12 protein-coding genes are annotated in these 15095 nt (G+C 66.8%); 5 read left to right on the top strand and 7 right to left on the bottom strand.

The window, feature by feature from the left end; all coding sequences use genetic code 11:
• Positions 1–51: 51 nt before the first annotated feature.
• Entirely contained in the window at positions 52–1530 is a 1479-nt protein-coding gene (locus tag TVC13_RS08850) for an NAD-dependent succinate-semialdehyde dehydrogenase (RefSeq protein WP_422400847.1), read from the bottom strand.
• A 140-nt stretch (positions 1531–1670) separates the two neighbouring features.
• The gene (gene rsmI / locus TVC13_RS08845; RefSeq protein WP_422400849.1) at positions 1671–2552 is read right to left on the bottom strand and encodes a 16S rRNA (cytidine(1402)-2'-O)-methyltransferase; all 882 of its coding nucleotides are present in this window, start codon (positions 2550–2552) and stop codon (positions 1671–1673) included.
• On the opposite strand from rsmI, the gene TVC13_RS08840 reads away from it, so the two are divergent.
• Positions 2551–4254, top strand: coding sequence for a dolichyl-phosphate-mannose--protein mannosyltransferase (locus TVC13_RS08840; protein WP_422400846.1), 1704 nt, complete (start codon positions 2551–2553; stop codon positions 4252–4254). The genes rsmI and TVC13_RS08840 overlap by 2 nt on opposite strands.
• Before the next feature lie 38 nt (positions 4255–4292).
• Positions 4293–6107, top strand: a complete 1815-nt coding sequence (locus tag TVC13_RS08835) for an AMP-dependent synthetase/ligase (protein ID WP_422400845.1) — start codon at positions 4293–4295, stop codon at positions 6105–6107.
• Between the two features lie 127 nt (positions 6108–6234).
• Here the strand turns inward: TVC13_RS08835 and TVC13_RS08830 are convergent, their stop codons facing one another.
• Positions 6235–7788, bottom strand: coding sequence for a DUF1461 domain-containing protein (locus TVC13_RS08830; protein WP_422400844.1), 1554 nt, complete (start codon positions 7786–7788; stop codon positions 6235–6237).
• A gap of 140 nt (positions 7789–7928) precedes the next feature.
• On the bottom strand, positions 7929–8924 hold the full coding sequence (locus tag TVC13_RS08825; protein ID WP_422400843.1) for a stage II sporulation protein M: 996 nt from the start codon (positions 8922–8924) through the stop codon (positions 7929–7931).
• A 144-nt stretch (positions 8925–9068) separates the two neighbouring features.
• Between TVC13_RS08825 and TVC13_RS08820 the strand changes: the two genes are divergently transcribed.
• Complete coding sequence (locus tag TVC13_RS08820; RefSeq protein ID WP_422400842.1) at positions 9069–9875, top strand: RDD family protein; 807 nt, start codon at positions 9069–9071, stop codon at positions 9873–9875.
• A 127-nt stretch (positions 9876–10002) separates the two neighbouring features.
• Entirely contained in the window at positions 10003–12138 is a 2136-nt protein-coding gene (locus TVC13_RS08815; protein ID WP_422400841.1) for a PhoX family protein, read from the top strand.
• Positions 12139–12230: 92 nt separating this feature from the next.
• Here TVC13_RS08815 and ahcY read toward each other — a convergent pair whose 3' ends face one another.
• The 3 genes from ahcY to TVC13_RS08800 form a co-directional block, all read right to left on the bottom strand.
• Positions 12231–13715: an adenosylhomocysteinase gene (gene ahcY, locus TVC13_RS08810; protein WP_422400840.1), complete on the bottom strand. Its 1485-nt coding sequence runs from the start codon at positions 13713–13715 to the stop codon at positions 12231–12233.
• A 20-nt stretch (positions 13716–13735) separates the two neighbouring features.
• Positions 13736–13924 carry a Trm112 family protein gene (locus TVC13_RS08805; RefSeq protein ID WP_422400839.1) on the bottom strand — a complete coding sequence of 63 codons (189 nt, stop codon included), beginning with the start codon at positions 13922–13924 and terminating at the stop codon, positions 13736–13738.
• 100 nt (positions 13925–14024) lie between these two features.
• Entirely contained in the window at positions 14025–14420 is a 396-nt protein-coding gene (locus TVC13_RS08800) for a DUF3499 domain-containing protein (RefSeq protein WP_422400838.1), read from the bottom strand.
• A gap of 111 nt (positions 14421–14531) precedes the next feature.
• On the opposite strand from TVC13_RS08800, the gene TVC13_RS08795 reads away from it, so the two are divergent.
• Positions 14532–15038: a metallopeptidase family protein gene (locus TVC13_RS08795; RefSeq protein ID WP_422400837.1), complete on the top strand. Its 507-nt coding sequence runs from the start codon at positions 14532–14534 to the stop codon at positions 15036–15038.
• Positions 15039–15095 lie beyond the last annotated feature (57 nt).

The following is a 15095-nucleotide window of genomic DNA, read 5'->3' as shown; positions in this document are numbered from 1 at the left end:
CCCGCCGGCGGGACCTGTGCGTGTCTGCAGCCCGGCTGGGCCGCAGCTTGATTATGCCGTGGGGTCGGCGATGCCGATGTACTGCGTGTAGAGGTACTCCTCGATGCCTTCGTCGCCGCCTTCACGGCCCAGGCCGGACTGCTTGACGCCGCCGAACGGAGCAGCAGCATTGGAAACGACGCCGGCGTTGAGGCCCAGCATGCCGGTCTCCAGCTTCTCGCCGATCCGCAGGCCGCGGTTCAGGTCCTCGGTGAAGACGTAGGCGATCAGGCCGTATTCGGAGGAGTTGGCCAGCTTCACGGCTTCGGCTTCGGTGGAGAAGGTGATTACCGGTGCCACCGGGCCGAAGATTTCCTCCTGCAGGATCCGGGCGCCGGCGGGAACGTTCTTGAGCACGGTCGGTGCGTAGAAGTAGCCCGGGCCGTCAACCGGTGCGCCGCCAACCACGGCGGTTGCGCCGGCGTCGATCGCGTCTTCCACTAGGGAGTGGACCTTGTCGCGTGACTTGGCGTCGATCAGCGGGCCGATCTTGGACTCGTCCTCGGTACCGCGGGCGGTGGTCATGGCAGAGACCTTTGCCGCGAACTTCTCCGAGAATTCGTCGGCAATGTCCTCGTGCACAATGAACCGGTTGGCCGCGGTGCAGGCTTCGCCCATGTTGCGCAGCTTGGCAGCCATGGCACCCTCGACGGCCTTGTCGATGTCAGCGTCTTCGAAGACCAGGAACGGAGCGTTGCCGCCCAGCTCCATCGAGGTGCGCAGCACCTTGTCTGCGGCGTCGCGGATCAGGCCCTGGCCCACCGGGGTGGAGCCGGTGAAGGAGACCTTGCGCAGGCGGTCGTCCTGCATGATCGGACCGGTGACTTCCCCGGCCTTGGTGGTGGCCACCACGTTCAGGACACCGGCGGGCAGGCCGGCTTCCATCATGACGGCGGCGAAGAGCTGGGAGGTCAGCGGGGTGAGCTTGGCGGGCTTGAGCACCATGGTGCAGCCGGCAGCCACCGCGGGGGCAATCTTGCGGGTGGCCATGGCCAGCGGGAAGTTCCAGGGGGTGATCAGCAGGCAGGGGCCAACGGGCTTCTTGGTGACCATGATGCGGGACTTGCCGTCCGGAGCGGTGCCGTAGCGTCCGGTGACGCGGACGGCTTCCTCGGAGAACCAGCGCAGGAACTCGGCGCCGTAGGCAACTTCGCCGCGGGCTTCGGCCAGCGGCTTGCCCATTTCGAGGGTCATCAGCAGCGCGAAGTCCTCAGCGCGGGCGGTGACCAGTTCAAAGGCCCGGCGCAGGATCTCGCCGCGCACACGCGGCGGGGTGGCGGCCCAGGAGTCCTGGGCGGCAGCGGCGGCGTCCATGGCGGCAGCGCCGTCTTCGGTGGTGGCGTCGGCAATGCTCAGCAGGACCTTGCCGGTTGCGGGATCCTCGACTTCGAAGGTCTTGCCGCTGGCGGCGTCGCGCCACTGTCCGTCAATCAGCAGGCCGGTGGGAACCTGGGCCAGCAGTTCGGCCTCGCGTTCAGCGGTTACAGCCATGAGTGAGCCTCCAAAGTATGCGGGTTTACCGGATTCCAATCGCCCGGTGCTGACTTCACCGTAAATGCCCTGCCGAGCAGAGTAAATGCACTCCTGCACAATGACATTTCCAAAACCCTGTGCGTTTGGCCAGAACGGCGTTATGCTTTGCCGGCCCGGGCTGCCAGCACGGCCGCGTAGAGTTCGCGCTTGCTGATCCGGGCATCGGAGGCAACGGTGGCCACCGCGTCCTTCAGCCGGGACCCCTGGGCAATGAGGTCGTTGACAGCACCCACGTGGTCCTCAGGCGCTTCCGGCTCAGCTTCCCCGGCTCCGCCGACGACGACGGCGATCTCGCCGCGGACTTCGCTGGTCTCCGCCCATTCCAGCAGGTCACGCAGCGGTCCGCGCAGCACCTGTTCGTGCAGCTTGGTTAGTTCCCGGGCCACGGCGGCCGGCCGGTCCGAGCCGAAGGCGGTGTCGAGGGCCCGCAGCATCGGCTCCAGCCGGTGGGGCGCTTCGAAGAAGACCATGGTGCGCGTCTCGCGTGCCAGCTCGGACAGCCGGGCCGCCCGTTCACCGGACTTGCGGGGCAGGAACCCTTCGAAGCAGAAGCGGTCGGTAGGCAGCCCGGAGAGAGCCAGCGCGGTCAGCACTGCTGACGGCCCGGGAGCGGCAGTGACGGCAATGCCTTCCGCGGCTGCGGCTTCCACAAGCCGGTAGCCGGGGTCCGAAACCGAGGGCATGCCGGCGTCGGTCACCATCAGGAGGGTGGCTCCGCCGCGGACCAGCTCAAGCAGCTCCGGAGTACGTGCCTGCTCATTGTGCTCGTGGTAGCTCATGATGCGGCCGGTGGTGCTGATTTTCAGGGCGCTGACCAGGCGGTGCAGGCGCCGGGTGTCCTCAGCCGCGATGACGTCTGCATGCTGCAGCAGGTCGATCAGGCGGATGGTCGCGTCGCCCATGTTGCCGATCGGCGTGGCGGCCAGCACTATCTGGCCCGGGCCTGTCCCCGTGCCCCGGCCCTGGTGATCGGCACTAATGGGTTCAGGGGATTCGCTGCTGCTGAAGTTCACCCTTCAACCCTACGCGACAGGCTATAGAGTTGAGCGCGTGACCCAGCCCCTGACCTCCGCCCCGGCCCGGGACTCCGCACCGCGGGTGCTGGCACCGGAAAGGGCCTTCACGGAGGAATCGCTGCTGCTGCGGCTGCTTGGCGCTGCCCTGCCCTCCCGGTACTGGACCTGGGCTGCCGCGCTGGGCACGGCACTGCTGGCAGGTGTGCTGCGCTTTGTCCGGCTGGATGAACCCGGCACCCTGGTCTTTGACGAGACCTACTACGTCAAGGATGCCTTTTCCTATCTGGTGTCCGGCTACGAACGCGCGTGGCCGGAAGACGCCAATGATTCCTTCGCCTCCGGCGAGCCGAATGTCCTGCTGGAGGGTCCGGAGTACGTGGTCCACCCGCCGGTGGGCAAATGGATGATCGCCTTTGGCATGGCACTGTTTGGGCCCGGGTCGAGTTTCGGCTGGCGCTTCTCGGCGGCCCTCGCCGGCACCCTGACCGTCCTTATGATCGCGCTGATCGCCTCCCGGCTGTTCCGCTCCGCACTCCTGGGCGGCGTGGCCGGTCTGCTGCTCGCCGTCGACGGGCACCACCTGGTCCTCTCCCGGACCTCGCTGCTGGACATCTTCCTTACCTTCTGGGTGGTGGCGGCCTTCGGCGCCCTGCTGCTGGACCGCAGCGACGGCCGGCGCCGTCTCGCGCGAAAACTGGCCCGGACTGCGCGCCGGTTCCCGGGCAGCATCCCGGAACGGGGCGCCCTGGCCACCGGACCGTGGCTGCTGTGGCGTCCCTGGCGGCTGGCCGCTGCAGTCTGCCTGGGGCTTGCGGTGGGGACCAAGTGGTCCGCCCTGGCCTTCGTGGCGGTCTTCGGGATTATGACGGTGCTCTGGGACGTCAGCGCCCGTCGGGTCGCCGGCATCAGGTACTGGCAGGCCGGCCTGCTGAAGGACGGCGTCCCGGCGTTCCTGACCATGATTCCGCTGGCTGCGGCAACCTACCTGGCCACCTGGACCGGCTGGTTACTGTCCAGCGCCGCCTATGGACGCCAGTGGGCGCAGTCCAACCCCGCTCCCGGTTTGGAATGGATTCCGGATCCGCTGCGTTCCCTGGCCGAATACCACCGCAGCGCCTACGCCTTCCACAACGGTCTTTCCTCCGAGCACTCCTACGAGGCCAGCGCCTGGACCTGGCTGTTTATGGGCCGTCCCACGTCTTTTTACTATGAAAGCCCCGATGCCCAGCAGGCCGGCTGCGGTGCCGACACCTGCACTTCTGCCATCACCTCCGTTGGCAACCCGCTGATCTGGTGGGCAGCCCTGCTGAGCCTGGGTGTACTGCTGGCCTACTGGCTGGGACGGCGCGACTGGCGGGCCGGTGCCGTGCTGTCCGGGATCGCAGCCGGCTACCTGCCCTGGTTCGCTTTTCCGGACCGGACCATGTTCTACTTCTATGCCGTCTCCTTTGTGCCGTTCCTCGTGCTGGCTTTGACGTTCACGCTCGGACTGGTCCTGGGACGGGCAACCGACCCACCGCAGCGCAGACGGCGCGGGGCGATCATCGCAGCATGCTTCCTGGCAGCTGTGGTCCTTGTCTCCGCTTTCTTCTATCCGGTCTGGACGGCGGAAATCATCCCCTATTCTGATTGGCGGCTCCGTATCTGGATGCCGAGCTGGATCTAGGTCTCAACGCGAAGTGCTTGCACAGAAAGGGAGGACCCGTGCGCGAAGCCTCCACCGGATTGTTCGTGGAGCTCCCGGAAGACTCCAACATCACCGACCTGCTTCTGGCTACGGCGGCCCGGAACCCGGAGCTTTCCCTGTATGCCCGCCAAACCGAGTCCGGCTGGCGTGACGTGAGCGCTGCCCGGTTCCTTGCCGAGGTACGCGCCGCCGCCAAGGGCCTGATAGCCCAGGGCATTCGTCCAGGGGACACCGTGGCGGTGATGTCCGGAACCCGCTACGAGTGGACGGTGGTGGACCTGGCGATCTGGTACGCCGGCGCCGTGACGGTCCCGATCTACGAGACCTCCTCCCCCAGCCAGGTGCAGTGGATCCTCACCGACTCCGGAGCGCGGATTGTCTTCGCCGGCGATGAGAACAAGGCCCGCGTCATTGAGGCCGGCGCAGCTGCGGCCGAGCTGCCGGTCCAGATCTGGAAGCTCACCGGCGGGCACGGACCGGACACGCTGACGGCCCTGGCCGCCGCCGGAGAAAGCGTGCCGGACGACGAACTCGAATCCGTTCGTTCCTCGCGCTCCCTTTCTGACACCGCCTCCCTGGTGTACACCTCCGGCACCACCGGACGGCCCAAGGGATGCAGCATCAGCCACGGCAACTTTGCGCTGTTCGCCGTCAACGTGATTGAACTCCTGCCGGAGATGCTGAAGCGCCCGGGTGCCAGGACACTGATGTTCCTGCCCCTGGCCCACGTCCTGGCCCGGGCGGTGCAGGTCGGCTGCCTGGCCGCAGGCGTCACCGTTGGGCACAGTTCCTCGGCAGCTGCGCTGGTCGATGACATGCGCACTTTCCGGCCCACTTTTATATTGGCCGTTCCCCGCGTCTTCGAGAAGATCTATGCCGGCGCGGAAGAGAAAGCGGCTGCCGCCGGCAAAGGCAGGCTCTTCAACACGGCTGCCGCCACGGCCATCGCATACTCCGAGGCGCTGGACAGCGCAGCGCGGGGCGGCACGGGCCCGTCCCTGGCGCTCCGCCTGCGCCACGCAGCCTTCGACCGCCTGCTTTATCCCAAGGTGCGGGCCGCGTTCGGCGGGGACCTTGACATTGCCATCTCCGGAGCCAGCCCGCTCAGCCCGCAGCTGGCGCACTTCTTCCGCGGCTCCGGCATCGCCGTCCTGGAAGGCTATGGCCTCACGGAGACCACGGCCCCGGCCTCGGTCAACACCATCCCGCTGACCCGGGTGGGAACGGTTGGCCTGCCGATGCCGGGCAACGCCATCCGCATCGCGGACGACGGCGAAGTACTGGTCAGCGGCGTCGGCGTCTTCACCGGCTACCACCACAATCCCGAGGCGACCGCCGAAGCCTTCAGCGGCGGGTGGTTCCACACCGGGGACCTCGGCACGCTGGACGAAGACGGGTTCCTGCAGATAACCGGCCGTAAGAAGGATCTCCTGGTAACCGCCGGAGGCAAGAACGTCGCCCCCGGCCCGCTGGAAGAGAAGGTCCGTGAGCACCGCCTGGTTTCCCAGGTGGTGGTGGTCGGCGAAGGCAGGCCGTTCGTGGGTGCACTGGTCACGCTCGACGACGAGGCGCTGGCTGCCTGGTGCCGTGAGAACGGCGTCGATCCCTCATCCTCCGTGCCGGCGGAGCACCCGCAGGTCCTGGCGCAGGTCCAGGAAGCGGTCGACGCAGCCAACGCCACCGTTTCCCGGGCCGAGCAGATCCGCCGCTTCACCGTGCTGCCGCGGGACTTTTCCCTGGCCGGCGGTCACGTCACGGCCACCCTGAAACTGCGCCGGCAGGCAGTGATCGCCGACTTCACCGCTGAGGTGGAGAAGCTCTACGCCAAGTAGTTCGTGCAGCCCCCGGGCATAAACGCAAAAACAGCCAGGACCCGCCTTTGACGGGCCTGGCTGTTTTGGTTTGGCTGTTTTGGTTTTGCTGTTTGGTCTTGCTGTTTGGTCTTGCTGCCGGCTGCCGTTAGAGCGCCTCGAGTGATTCAAGGTAGCGGCGCCGGTTTTCCTCCCGGGCCAGCCGGGAACGCTCCCGGCGCTTCTTGGTGGGCCAGGTGAAGATCATGACCAGGAGGCAGACCAGCAGGACGATCCCGGCGATCGCGGCACCGGCATCCATCCAGAACTGCGCCGGGAAGAGCCGGATCAGGGTGTCATCCAGCCTGAAGGTCCAGTTGCCCTGCGCAAAGAAAACTGTGTGCACCATAGTGAAGAACTCTTCCCAGGCCAGCACGGCAGCTACGAGCAGGCCGGCGATAATGGCCAGCGTGGTGACAGCTCCGGCAAAGAGCGCCCGGCGGATTCCGCCGGGGCAGCGGCGGGACAGGTAGAGGCCCCCGGCGAGGCTGAGCAGCGCCATGCCCAGGGCAGTCAGGAAGGCCACCGTGAGGACGGCCTTTACGTCAGCCATGTGGGAGACCTCGCTGGCCAGGTACAGCGGGTCGCCGTCCGGAGTCACCAGGTCGCCCAGGTAACGCGGGGAGGCGAAGTTCAGCAGGTAGTCCACGGCGTAGGAACCGTAGGTCATACGGTCGTCGGTGCTGAAGCCAAAGCTGTCTGCCGGGAAGCCCGGCCGGTTGTATTCAAACCACAGGAATACCGGTGTCGCCACGGCGCGGATGGCGGCAGCCAGCAGCATCACCGGGAAAAACACGGCGATGGCCACCTGGATGATCCGCCCAAGGACGGGCTTTGCGGTTGCTGCCCGTTCGCGCTCGGCGCTGCGGCGTGCAATTTCCTCACTTGAGACGGAGGGATCCGCGGTCTCCAATGATTTGGTTTCCGGTTCGCCGTCGGCTGGCTCCGCGGTGACCGGCTGTTCCGCCGTTCCCGGACCGTACCAGGGACCGCCTGCAGCGGCGGTGGGATGGGGGTCCGTTCCGTCGGCTGGGGTTTTCACTTCCGGCGCGCCTGCGGCAGTCTTCCTGTCCGCAGCGGTATCAGTGGCTGCGGCTGTCTCCGGGACGGAGGAGGCCGCAGTATCCGCAGGTGCAGTGTCCCCGGATCCTGACTTGCTGTCCGCAGCGGCGGAGTCCTCAGTGCCGTAGCGGTCCTCAGTGCCGTAGCGGCCCAGATCCGGCATGGTACTGGCGGCCCGCATGGGCAGGGTGCTCCGCTGGGCCAGCGAAGGATGCCCTCCCGGTACTTCTTCGCGCTCACGTGCAGCCCTGGCCCGCGCCGCACCGGCAGCTGTTCCGGAGTCTTCCCCGGACTCCCCCGGACTCTCCGCGCCGGCGGCCGGGCGCCCGGCAGCATCCGGGGATGCAGCAGGCGCTGCGTCCTCCGCGCTCCGGGCCGGGTGCTCCGTTTCCGGCGCTGTTCCTGCCAGTCCGGCAAACTCGGCGTCCCAGGCGTCGTGCTCAGCCGGGTCGTCCTCGCGGGAACCCGGCGCAGCCTTGCCGCTGACTATGGTCTCGCTCGCGTCGGACGGGCCCGCGCCGCGCCCGTCCGGCGTCTGGTCTGCGGGGACGCCTTCCGTAGTGGGGTCATGGTCCTGGCTTGCCACTGCTTCGTCTCTCATCCCAATCCTGTATGAAGTCACCGGGTGTGGTGGGGGTGTGTCCGGTTCCGTCCTTCATAGACACTACCGGCCGCGGCACCCCGAATCGAAGGTGCCACCCCGAACCGCCGCAACAGCTTTTCGGGTGCACGCGGCGCAGCCTAGGCCGAGCGGACGGTGGCTTCGCCGGCGTCGCGCGCCAGCAGATCGCCGCGGAAGCCTGCCTGATAGGCGCGCTTGCCCAGGATCAGCGTGTAAGCCCAGTACGCGGCCAGCACCATGGCGCCGATGCCGATGCGCAGCCAGTGCGGCAGGGAACTGGGGGTCACGAACCCCTCCACCAGGCCGGAAATGAACAGGACCACCACCAGCCCCAGCGCCACAGTCATCAGCGACCGTCCTTCCTGCGCCAGCGCCGCAATTCGGGTCCGTGGACCGGGGGCAACGAGCGCCCAGAAGATCTGCAGTCCGGCCGCCGCTGCAATAAAAATGGCGGTCAGCTCCATGAACCCGTGGGGCAGGATGAAGAGGAAGAACGTATCCAGCTCACCGAAGGAGGCCATGGTGCCGGCGGCTGTTCCGATGCCGACGGCGTTTTGGTACAGGATGTACGGTCCCCAGATTCCTGTGACTCCGAACGCCACGGCCTGCAGCGCAATCCACGCATTGTTCGTCCAGACCATCCCCGCGAAGGACGCCGCAGGATTCTCTGAGTAGTAACTGGCGAAATCCGACTCAACATACTGGCGCAGCTCGGCATCCGTGCCCATGGCGGCCAGGACCCCGGGAGTGTTCACCACCCAGTACGCGCTCATGGCGGACACCAGGACAAAAAGCACCCCGATGATCACCGTGAGGATGCGTACCCGGTAGAACGCGGCCGGAAGCGAATGGACAAAAAACCCGGCGAGGTCCTCGAAAAAGTTGGAGCGGGCACCGGTAAAGCGTGTCCTGGCACGGGAGAGCCGCATCGACAGGGCGGCGGAGAGCGCTCCTTCGGGTGCCACGGAACGGACCATGGACAGGTGCGTGGAGGCGCGCTGGTAGAGCTGCAGCAGTTCATCGGCCTCGGCACCGCTGAGGCGGCGGCGGGCAATCAGTTCATCAAGCCGCTTCCAGTCCTGGCTGTGCACGGCGGCGAAGGCATCCAAGTCCACGCCTCCACCCTAGCTGGCACGGCGGCCTGTCCCGCATGCGGGAGCCGGTGGGTGCATGGGTAAAGTGGGACCCCAGAGAAGAAGGCCCGCTCCGGATGCACCGGCGAGCCTCGGGATGCGGTTCGGATGGAGGCAGGGGCAGGCATGAGCACGGTAGTGACCGGTGAGGCCGTTGTCCTGGAGCTGCGTCCCGCGTCCTTTGCGGCGCGTGCGCTCAGCTGCCTGATCGACGTCGTCTCCCAGCTGCTGCTGTTGCTGCTCCTGTTTTTCCTCATCGGCAACACCCTGGACGGATCGCTGGACCCGGCGCTGACCCGCGCCCTGCTGCTGACCAGCGTGGTCCTGGTCCTGGTGGTGGTTCCGGTTGCGGTGGAAACCCTGACGCGGGGCAAGTCGCTGGGCCGCCTGATCATGGGGCTGCGGATCGTGCGGGACGACGGCGGTGCGGTGCGCTTCCGCCAGGCGTTCACGCGCGGGATCCTGGCCGTGCTGGAAATCTACATGCTCGCCGGTTCGCTGGCCTTCATCGTTGCGGTGTTCAACGAAAAGTCCAAGCGGCTCGGGGACATGCTGGCCGGAACGTACTCAATGCGTGAGCGGGTGCAGGCACCGCCTCCCCCCACCGTGGACATGCCCGCAGAACTGGCGCCGTGGGCGGAGCTGGCGGACATCGGCCGCCTGCCGGATCCCCTCTCCCGGCGGGTTTCCAGGTTCCTGGCCCAGGCAGGCCGGATGGCCCCGCCCGCCCGTTCTTCCATGGCAGCCTCCCTGGCCACCGAAGTGTCTGCGTTTGTTTCCCCGCCACCGCCTGCGGGCACCTTTCCGGAGACGTACCTCCGTGCTGTCACTTCCCAGCGGCGCGAGCGCGATTACGCACGCCTGAGCGCCCAGCACGAACGGACCGAGCAGCTGGGCCGGAGGCTGCACAGGCTTCCATTCACCGACGCCTAGCAGACCCCGTTCTCCCGGCGGAGTCCGCAGCGAGCGTTCACCCCGGGTTCACTTCCAGGCCGCCTCCCGGCTGTTTCCTCCTGCCAGCGTGGAGCAACGACGCATCCACGATTGGAAAGGCAGGACCATGAATTCTCCGCTCACCCCCGGGAATCTCCCCGAAGGCAGGCGGCGGCTGCTGCCCATGCTCGGCCATACCCGCGGGAAGCGCAGTGCCGTCACCTGCGCCCTGAAATGCGACAGTGCGTGCAGCAGGGCCGTCTGCAACACCTCAGCCAACAGCTATTTCCGGGACATCGTCTCCGCCGAGTTTTCCCGCCGCACCGCCCTCGGTGCCGTGGCCGCCGGCATCCTGAGCGCCGCCGTCGTCTCACTGGGCGCCTCGCCCGCCGCAGCAGCTCCCGGCCGTCCCGGCGGCGGACCCGGACGGCCGGGCCAACGCCTGGACTTCTCCCCAATCCGTCCGGTTGATGCCGCAGTGGACAGCTTCGACGTTCCGTCCGGTTACACCTGGGAAGCGCTGATCCGGTGGGGAGACCCGCTGTTCAGGGACTCCCCCGGCTTCGACTTCTCGGCACAGGACGCCGCCGCCCAGGCACGCCAGTTCGGCTACAACAACGACTACCTGGAAATCCTCCGACACCCCGGAGGAAAAAAGGGCCTGCTGGTCTGCAACCACGAGTACGTCAATCCGCAGATCATGTTCCCCGAAGCACCCGCTTCCGCGGCGGAAGAAGCTGCCCGCCGGGCCATCTTCCGCAACGCCGTCGGCATGTCCGTGGTGGAGCTTGTCCGCGATGCACGCTCCGAACCGTGGAACTACGTCCAGGGCGGCAGGCTCAACCGCCGGATCACCATGGACACTGTCTTCGAACTCACCGGACCGGCGGCCGGGTCAGCGCTGCTGCAGACCGGCGAGGACCCGCAGGGCCGTTTTGTGCGCGGCACCCTCGGCAACTGTGCCGGCGGCAGCACCCCGTGGGGAACCGTGCTCTCCGGGGAAGAGAACTTCAACGGGTTCTTCCGCACGGACGGAACCAGCGCCGCGGACCGGCGCTACGGGCTGGACAGTTCTGCGACAGCCATGGGCTGGGAAAAGGACGACCCCCGCTTCGACGCCCGGTCCGAGGCCACCCGAAACGAGCCCAACCGGTTCGGCTACATCGTGGAAGTCGATCCGGAGGATCCGGATTCAGTGCCCCTCAAGCACACCAGCCTGGGCCGGTTCAAGCATGAAGGAGCCAACGTCACGATTGCCCGGAACGGCAAGGCGGTGGCCTACTCCGGTGACGACGAGAGATTTGACTACCTGTACAAGTTCGTTTCCAAGCGGAAGTACCGCAGGAACGACAAGCGGCACAACATGACCCTGCTTGCCGAAGGCGACCTCTACGCGGCTCAGTTCAGCGGAAACTCGCCCGCCGCCGAGGTGGACGGAACCGGCGGCCTGCCTTCCGACGGCGCGTTCGACGGAACCGGCACGTGGCTGCCGCTGGTGGTGAACGGCAGGTCCCGGATAGAGGGAATGAGCGTAGAGGAAGTCCTGGTCTATACCCGGCTTGCCGCGGACAGGGCCGGCGCCACGAAGATGGACCGCTGCGAGGACGTCGAGCCGCACCCCGTGACCCAGCGCGTGTACGTGGCCTGCACCAACAACTCCAACCGCGGTACAGGGACGAACGCCGGGCCGGACGAAGCTAACCCGCGGCGGGAGAACCGCGACGGGCACATCATTGAAATCATCGAGAACCGCTCTGATCCCACCGCCACCAGTTTCAGCTGGAACCTCCTGATGCTGTGCGGGGATCCGGCCCAGGGCGATGCCACGTACTTCAGCGGTTTCCCGCAGGACGCCGTTAGCCCCATCTCCTGCCCTGACAACCTGGCCTTCGACTCGGCCGGCAACCTCTGGATCTCAACTGACGGAGCGCCGTCGGGCATCGGCTACAACGACGGCCTGTTCAAGGTGGGCCTTGAGGGAAAACAGCGTGGCAGGGTGGAGCAGTTCCTCTCCGTCCCGCGGGACGCTGAAACCTGCGGGCCGGTCATCCACGATGAGGAATCCATGGTGTTCGTTGCCGTGCAGCACCCGGGCGAGGACGGAAGCTACGGAGCTCACACGTCCTACTTCCCGGACTACGCTTCGGAGTCCCCGGAGCCGGGCCAGGTCCGGGCTCCGCGCCCGGCCGTGGTGCAGGTCTACCGCGAGCAGGCCCATGCCGGCCGCCCGCGGCACAAGGGCCCCGGGCACAAGAGCCACTGAGCCGGTGCACAGACAGGCAGCCGTGCCGCTTCCTTTCCGAAGCGGCACAGCTGCCTGTTTTGCTGCGCGGCGCTGGTGCGCTGCTGCGCGGTCTAGTAGCGGTAGTGGTCCGGCTTGTAGGGTCCGGCCACGTCCACGCCGAGGTATTCGGCCTGCGGCTTGGTCAGCTCGCTCAGTTCGACGCCGAGGGCACCCAGGTGCAGGCGGGCAACCTTTTCGTCCAGGATCTTCGGCAGCACGTACACCTGGTTGGCGTACTCCGGCGTGCCGTCTTCCTTGTTCTGCCCGTACTTGGTGAACAGCTCAATCTGGGCGATGGTCTGGTTCGCGAAGGAATTGGACATCACGAAGGACGGGTGCCCGGTGGCGTTGCCGAGGTTCAGCAGACGGCCTTCGGAGAGCACGATGATGCTTCGCTGGTTCTCGGTTCCTTCGTCGAAGATCCACTCGTGGACCTGCGGCTTGATTTCCACCTTGCGGATGCCGGGGACCCGGGCCAGGCCCGCCATGTCGATCTCGTTGTCGAAGTGGCCCACGTTGCCCACGATCGCCTGGTGCTTCATCTGCGCCATGTGGGAGGCCATGATGATGTCCTTGTTGCCCGTGGTGGTGATGAAGATGTCGCCCTGGCCCACAACCGATTCGAGGCGCGCCACCTGGTAGCCGTCCATCGCAGCCTGCAGGGCGCAGATCGGGTCAATTTCGGTAACAATGACGCGGGCACCCTGGCCGCGCAGAGCTTCAGCTGCACCCTTGCCCACGTCGCCGTAGCCGCAGACGACGGCGACCTTGCCGCCGATCAGGGTGTCGGTTGCACGGTTCAGGCCGTCCGGCAGCGAGTGGCGGATGCCGTACTTGTTGTCGAACTTGGACTTGGTGACCGAGTCATTGACGTTGATCGCCGGGAAGAGCAGCGCTCCGTCTGCGGCCAGCTGGTAAAGCCGCAGCACGCCCGTGGTGGTCTCTTCCGTGACGCCGCGGATGCCCTTGGCGATTTCCGTCCACTTCCCCGGGGCCTCGGCCAGTGACCGGCGGAGGGTGTCGAGGATGACCGTGTACTCGTAGGAGTAATCGGGGTCGTCCTCGCCGGGGTTGGCCGGAACGGCGCCGGCGGCTTCGAACTCAACACCCTTGTGCAGCAGCAGGGTGGCGTCGCCGCCGTCGTCCAGGATCATGTTCGGTCCGCCGGAGCCTTCCGGCCAGGTGAGGATCTGCTCGGCAGTCCACCAGTATTCCTCGAGGGTCTCGTTCTTCCAGGCGAACACGGGAACACCCTTCGGGTCTTCCGGGGTTCCATCGCCCACCACAACGGCGGCAGCGGCCTCGTCCTGCGTGGAGAAGATGTTGCAGGAGGCCCAGCGGACCTCGGCACCCAGGGCCGTCAGGGTCTCAATCAGCACGGCCGTCTGCACCGTCATGTGCAGGGAACCGGCAATCCGGGCACCGGCCAGCGGCTGGCTGGGACCGAATTCGCGCCGCAGCGCCATAAGCCCGGGCATTTCATGCTCAGCCAGGCGGATCTGGTGGCGGCCGGCTTCGGCCAGGGACAGGTCAGCTACTTTGAAGTCAATGCTCACAGGAATGCGGTCCTCAGTTCTTAGGTGTTGTCGGCCGGGGCGTCGGATGCCGGCAGCAGTACCGGGATACCTTCTTCAATGGCATAGCGCACCGGCTTGCCGTCCGGTCCGGGAGCAGTGGAAACGAGTTCGTTCCCTTCCTGCAGCAGGTGCGAATGGGTCTGCGGGCAACGCAGGATATCCAGGAGATCGGCGGTCAGGTTAGCCATGGCTGCGGCACTTCCTTGCGAAACGGTTGACTGGTCACGGCCGCGGTTCATCCCCGGCTGATTTCTCCAGCCTATAGCGTGCAGGGCGACGCGGCTTAGTTCAGCTGGGTTCGCTGATCTCTTCGCGCAGCACGCGGAGGTGGGAACGGCGTGAGGCGCCCAGCTCAGCGGGCGGTTCCAGCGCGTGCTTGCCGCTGCGGCGGCCGGGTTCCTCGGCCGCAGGAGCCTCCTCGGCTTCCCGAACGGCGTCCACCAGCGCGGAAAGCTCGTCAGGGCCGGGTGTGCGGGGAAGCGTGCCAAGATCCAGGCGGAGGACTTCCCAGCCGCGCGGGGCGGTGAGGCGCTGTGCGTGCAGTTCGCACAGGTCGTAGCAGTGCGGTTCCGCGTAGGTTGCGAGCGGTCCAAGGACCGCGGTGGAATCCGCGTACACGTACGTCAAAGTAGCGACGGCGGCCTGCCGGCACGCTGAACGTGAACAAAGACGTAAGGATCCCACGGGTCAATACTCTACCCGGCAACCGTGTGCAGCCGGCGCAGCCACGCCGGGCTCCCGATGCCCTGCGACACGGTCTCCCCGCGCCAGGCGGTGCGGGCTAGAGTAGGTGCCATGTCGCCAGGATCTTCCGCACGGATAAGGCTCGACGCCGGCTCCGGCGAGGGCGGGCCGGACCCTGCAGTGCCGCGCCCGTTCCGCAGCCGGCGCCGCAACCGCCACGGACGGGGCCTGCGCGGAGAGCTGCTGCCGGCGCATCTGGCCGGGTCGCGGACCCGCGCGGAACGCTTTGATGACTGGGTGATGGAGTCCGCTGAACGCCTCGAACGGCTCTGGGGCGAGGACATCCAGACCTACCAGTTCATCGTCCAGGAGATTCCGGACGGCCTGGAGGAACTGGTGCGCCGCGGCGGTTCGATTCCGCTGGCTTCTTCCAGCCCGGGTCTGGGCCCCAAACCGCCGGTCATCACCATCTACCGCCGGCCCGTGGAATCAACTGCACGCGGACTGGTGCCGGTCAACGAGCTCATCCATGACGTAGTGGTGGAACAGCTGGCATCCCTAATGGGCATGGATCCGGAGACCATTGACCCCACCTACGGCCGGTTTCGGCCGCTGTAGGGCCCCCTAAGGGAACCCGAAGGGAAACCCTGCAGTGAAACCCGCAGGGAAACCCGC

Source organism: Arthrobacter sp. 3Tela_A, from assembly GCF_049311025.1.
Taxonomy (GTDB): Bacteria; Actinomycetota; Actinomycetes; order Actinomycetales; family Micrococcaceae; genus Arthrobacter_B.
The sequence above is the reverse complement of the archived record's forward strand: the minus strand, read 5'-3'. Positions and strand labels throughout refer to the sequence as shown.

Coding starts and splice junctions, on each gene's coding strand:
- TVC13_RS08850 (WP_422400847.1), bottom strand. CDS start 1,530: ATGGCTGTAACCGCTGAACGCGAGGCCGAACTGCTGGCCCAGGTTCCC.
- TVC13_RS08840 (WP_422400846.1), top strand. CDS start 2,551: ATGGGTTCAGGGGATTCGCTGCTGCTGAAGTTCACCCTTCAACCCTAC.
- TVC13_RS08830 (WP_422400844.1), bottom strand. CDS start 7,788: ATGAGAGACGAAGCAGTGGCAAGCCAGGACCATGACCCCACTACGGAA.
- TVC13_RS08820 (WP_422400842.1), top strand. CDS start 9,069: ATGAGCACGGTAGTGACCGGTGAGGCCGTTGTCCTGGAGCTGCGTCCC.
- TVC13_RS08815 (WP_422400841.1), top strand. CDS start 10,003: ATGAATTCTCCGCTCACCCCCGGGAATCTCCCCGAAGGCAGGCGGCGG.
- TVC13_RS08805 (WP_422400839.1), bottom strand. CDS start 13,924: ATGGCTAACCTGACCGCCGATCTCCTGGATATCCTGCGTTGCCCGCAG.
- TVC13_RS08795 (WP_422400837.1), top strand. CDS start 14,532: ATGTCGCCAGGATCTTCCGCACGGATAAGGCTCGACGCCGGCTCCGGC.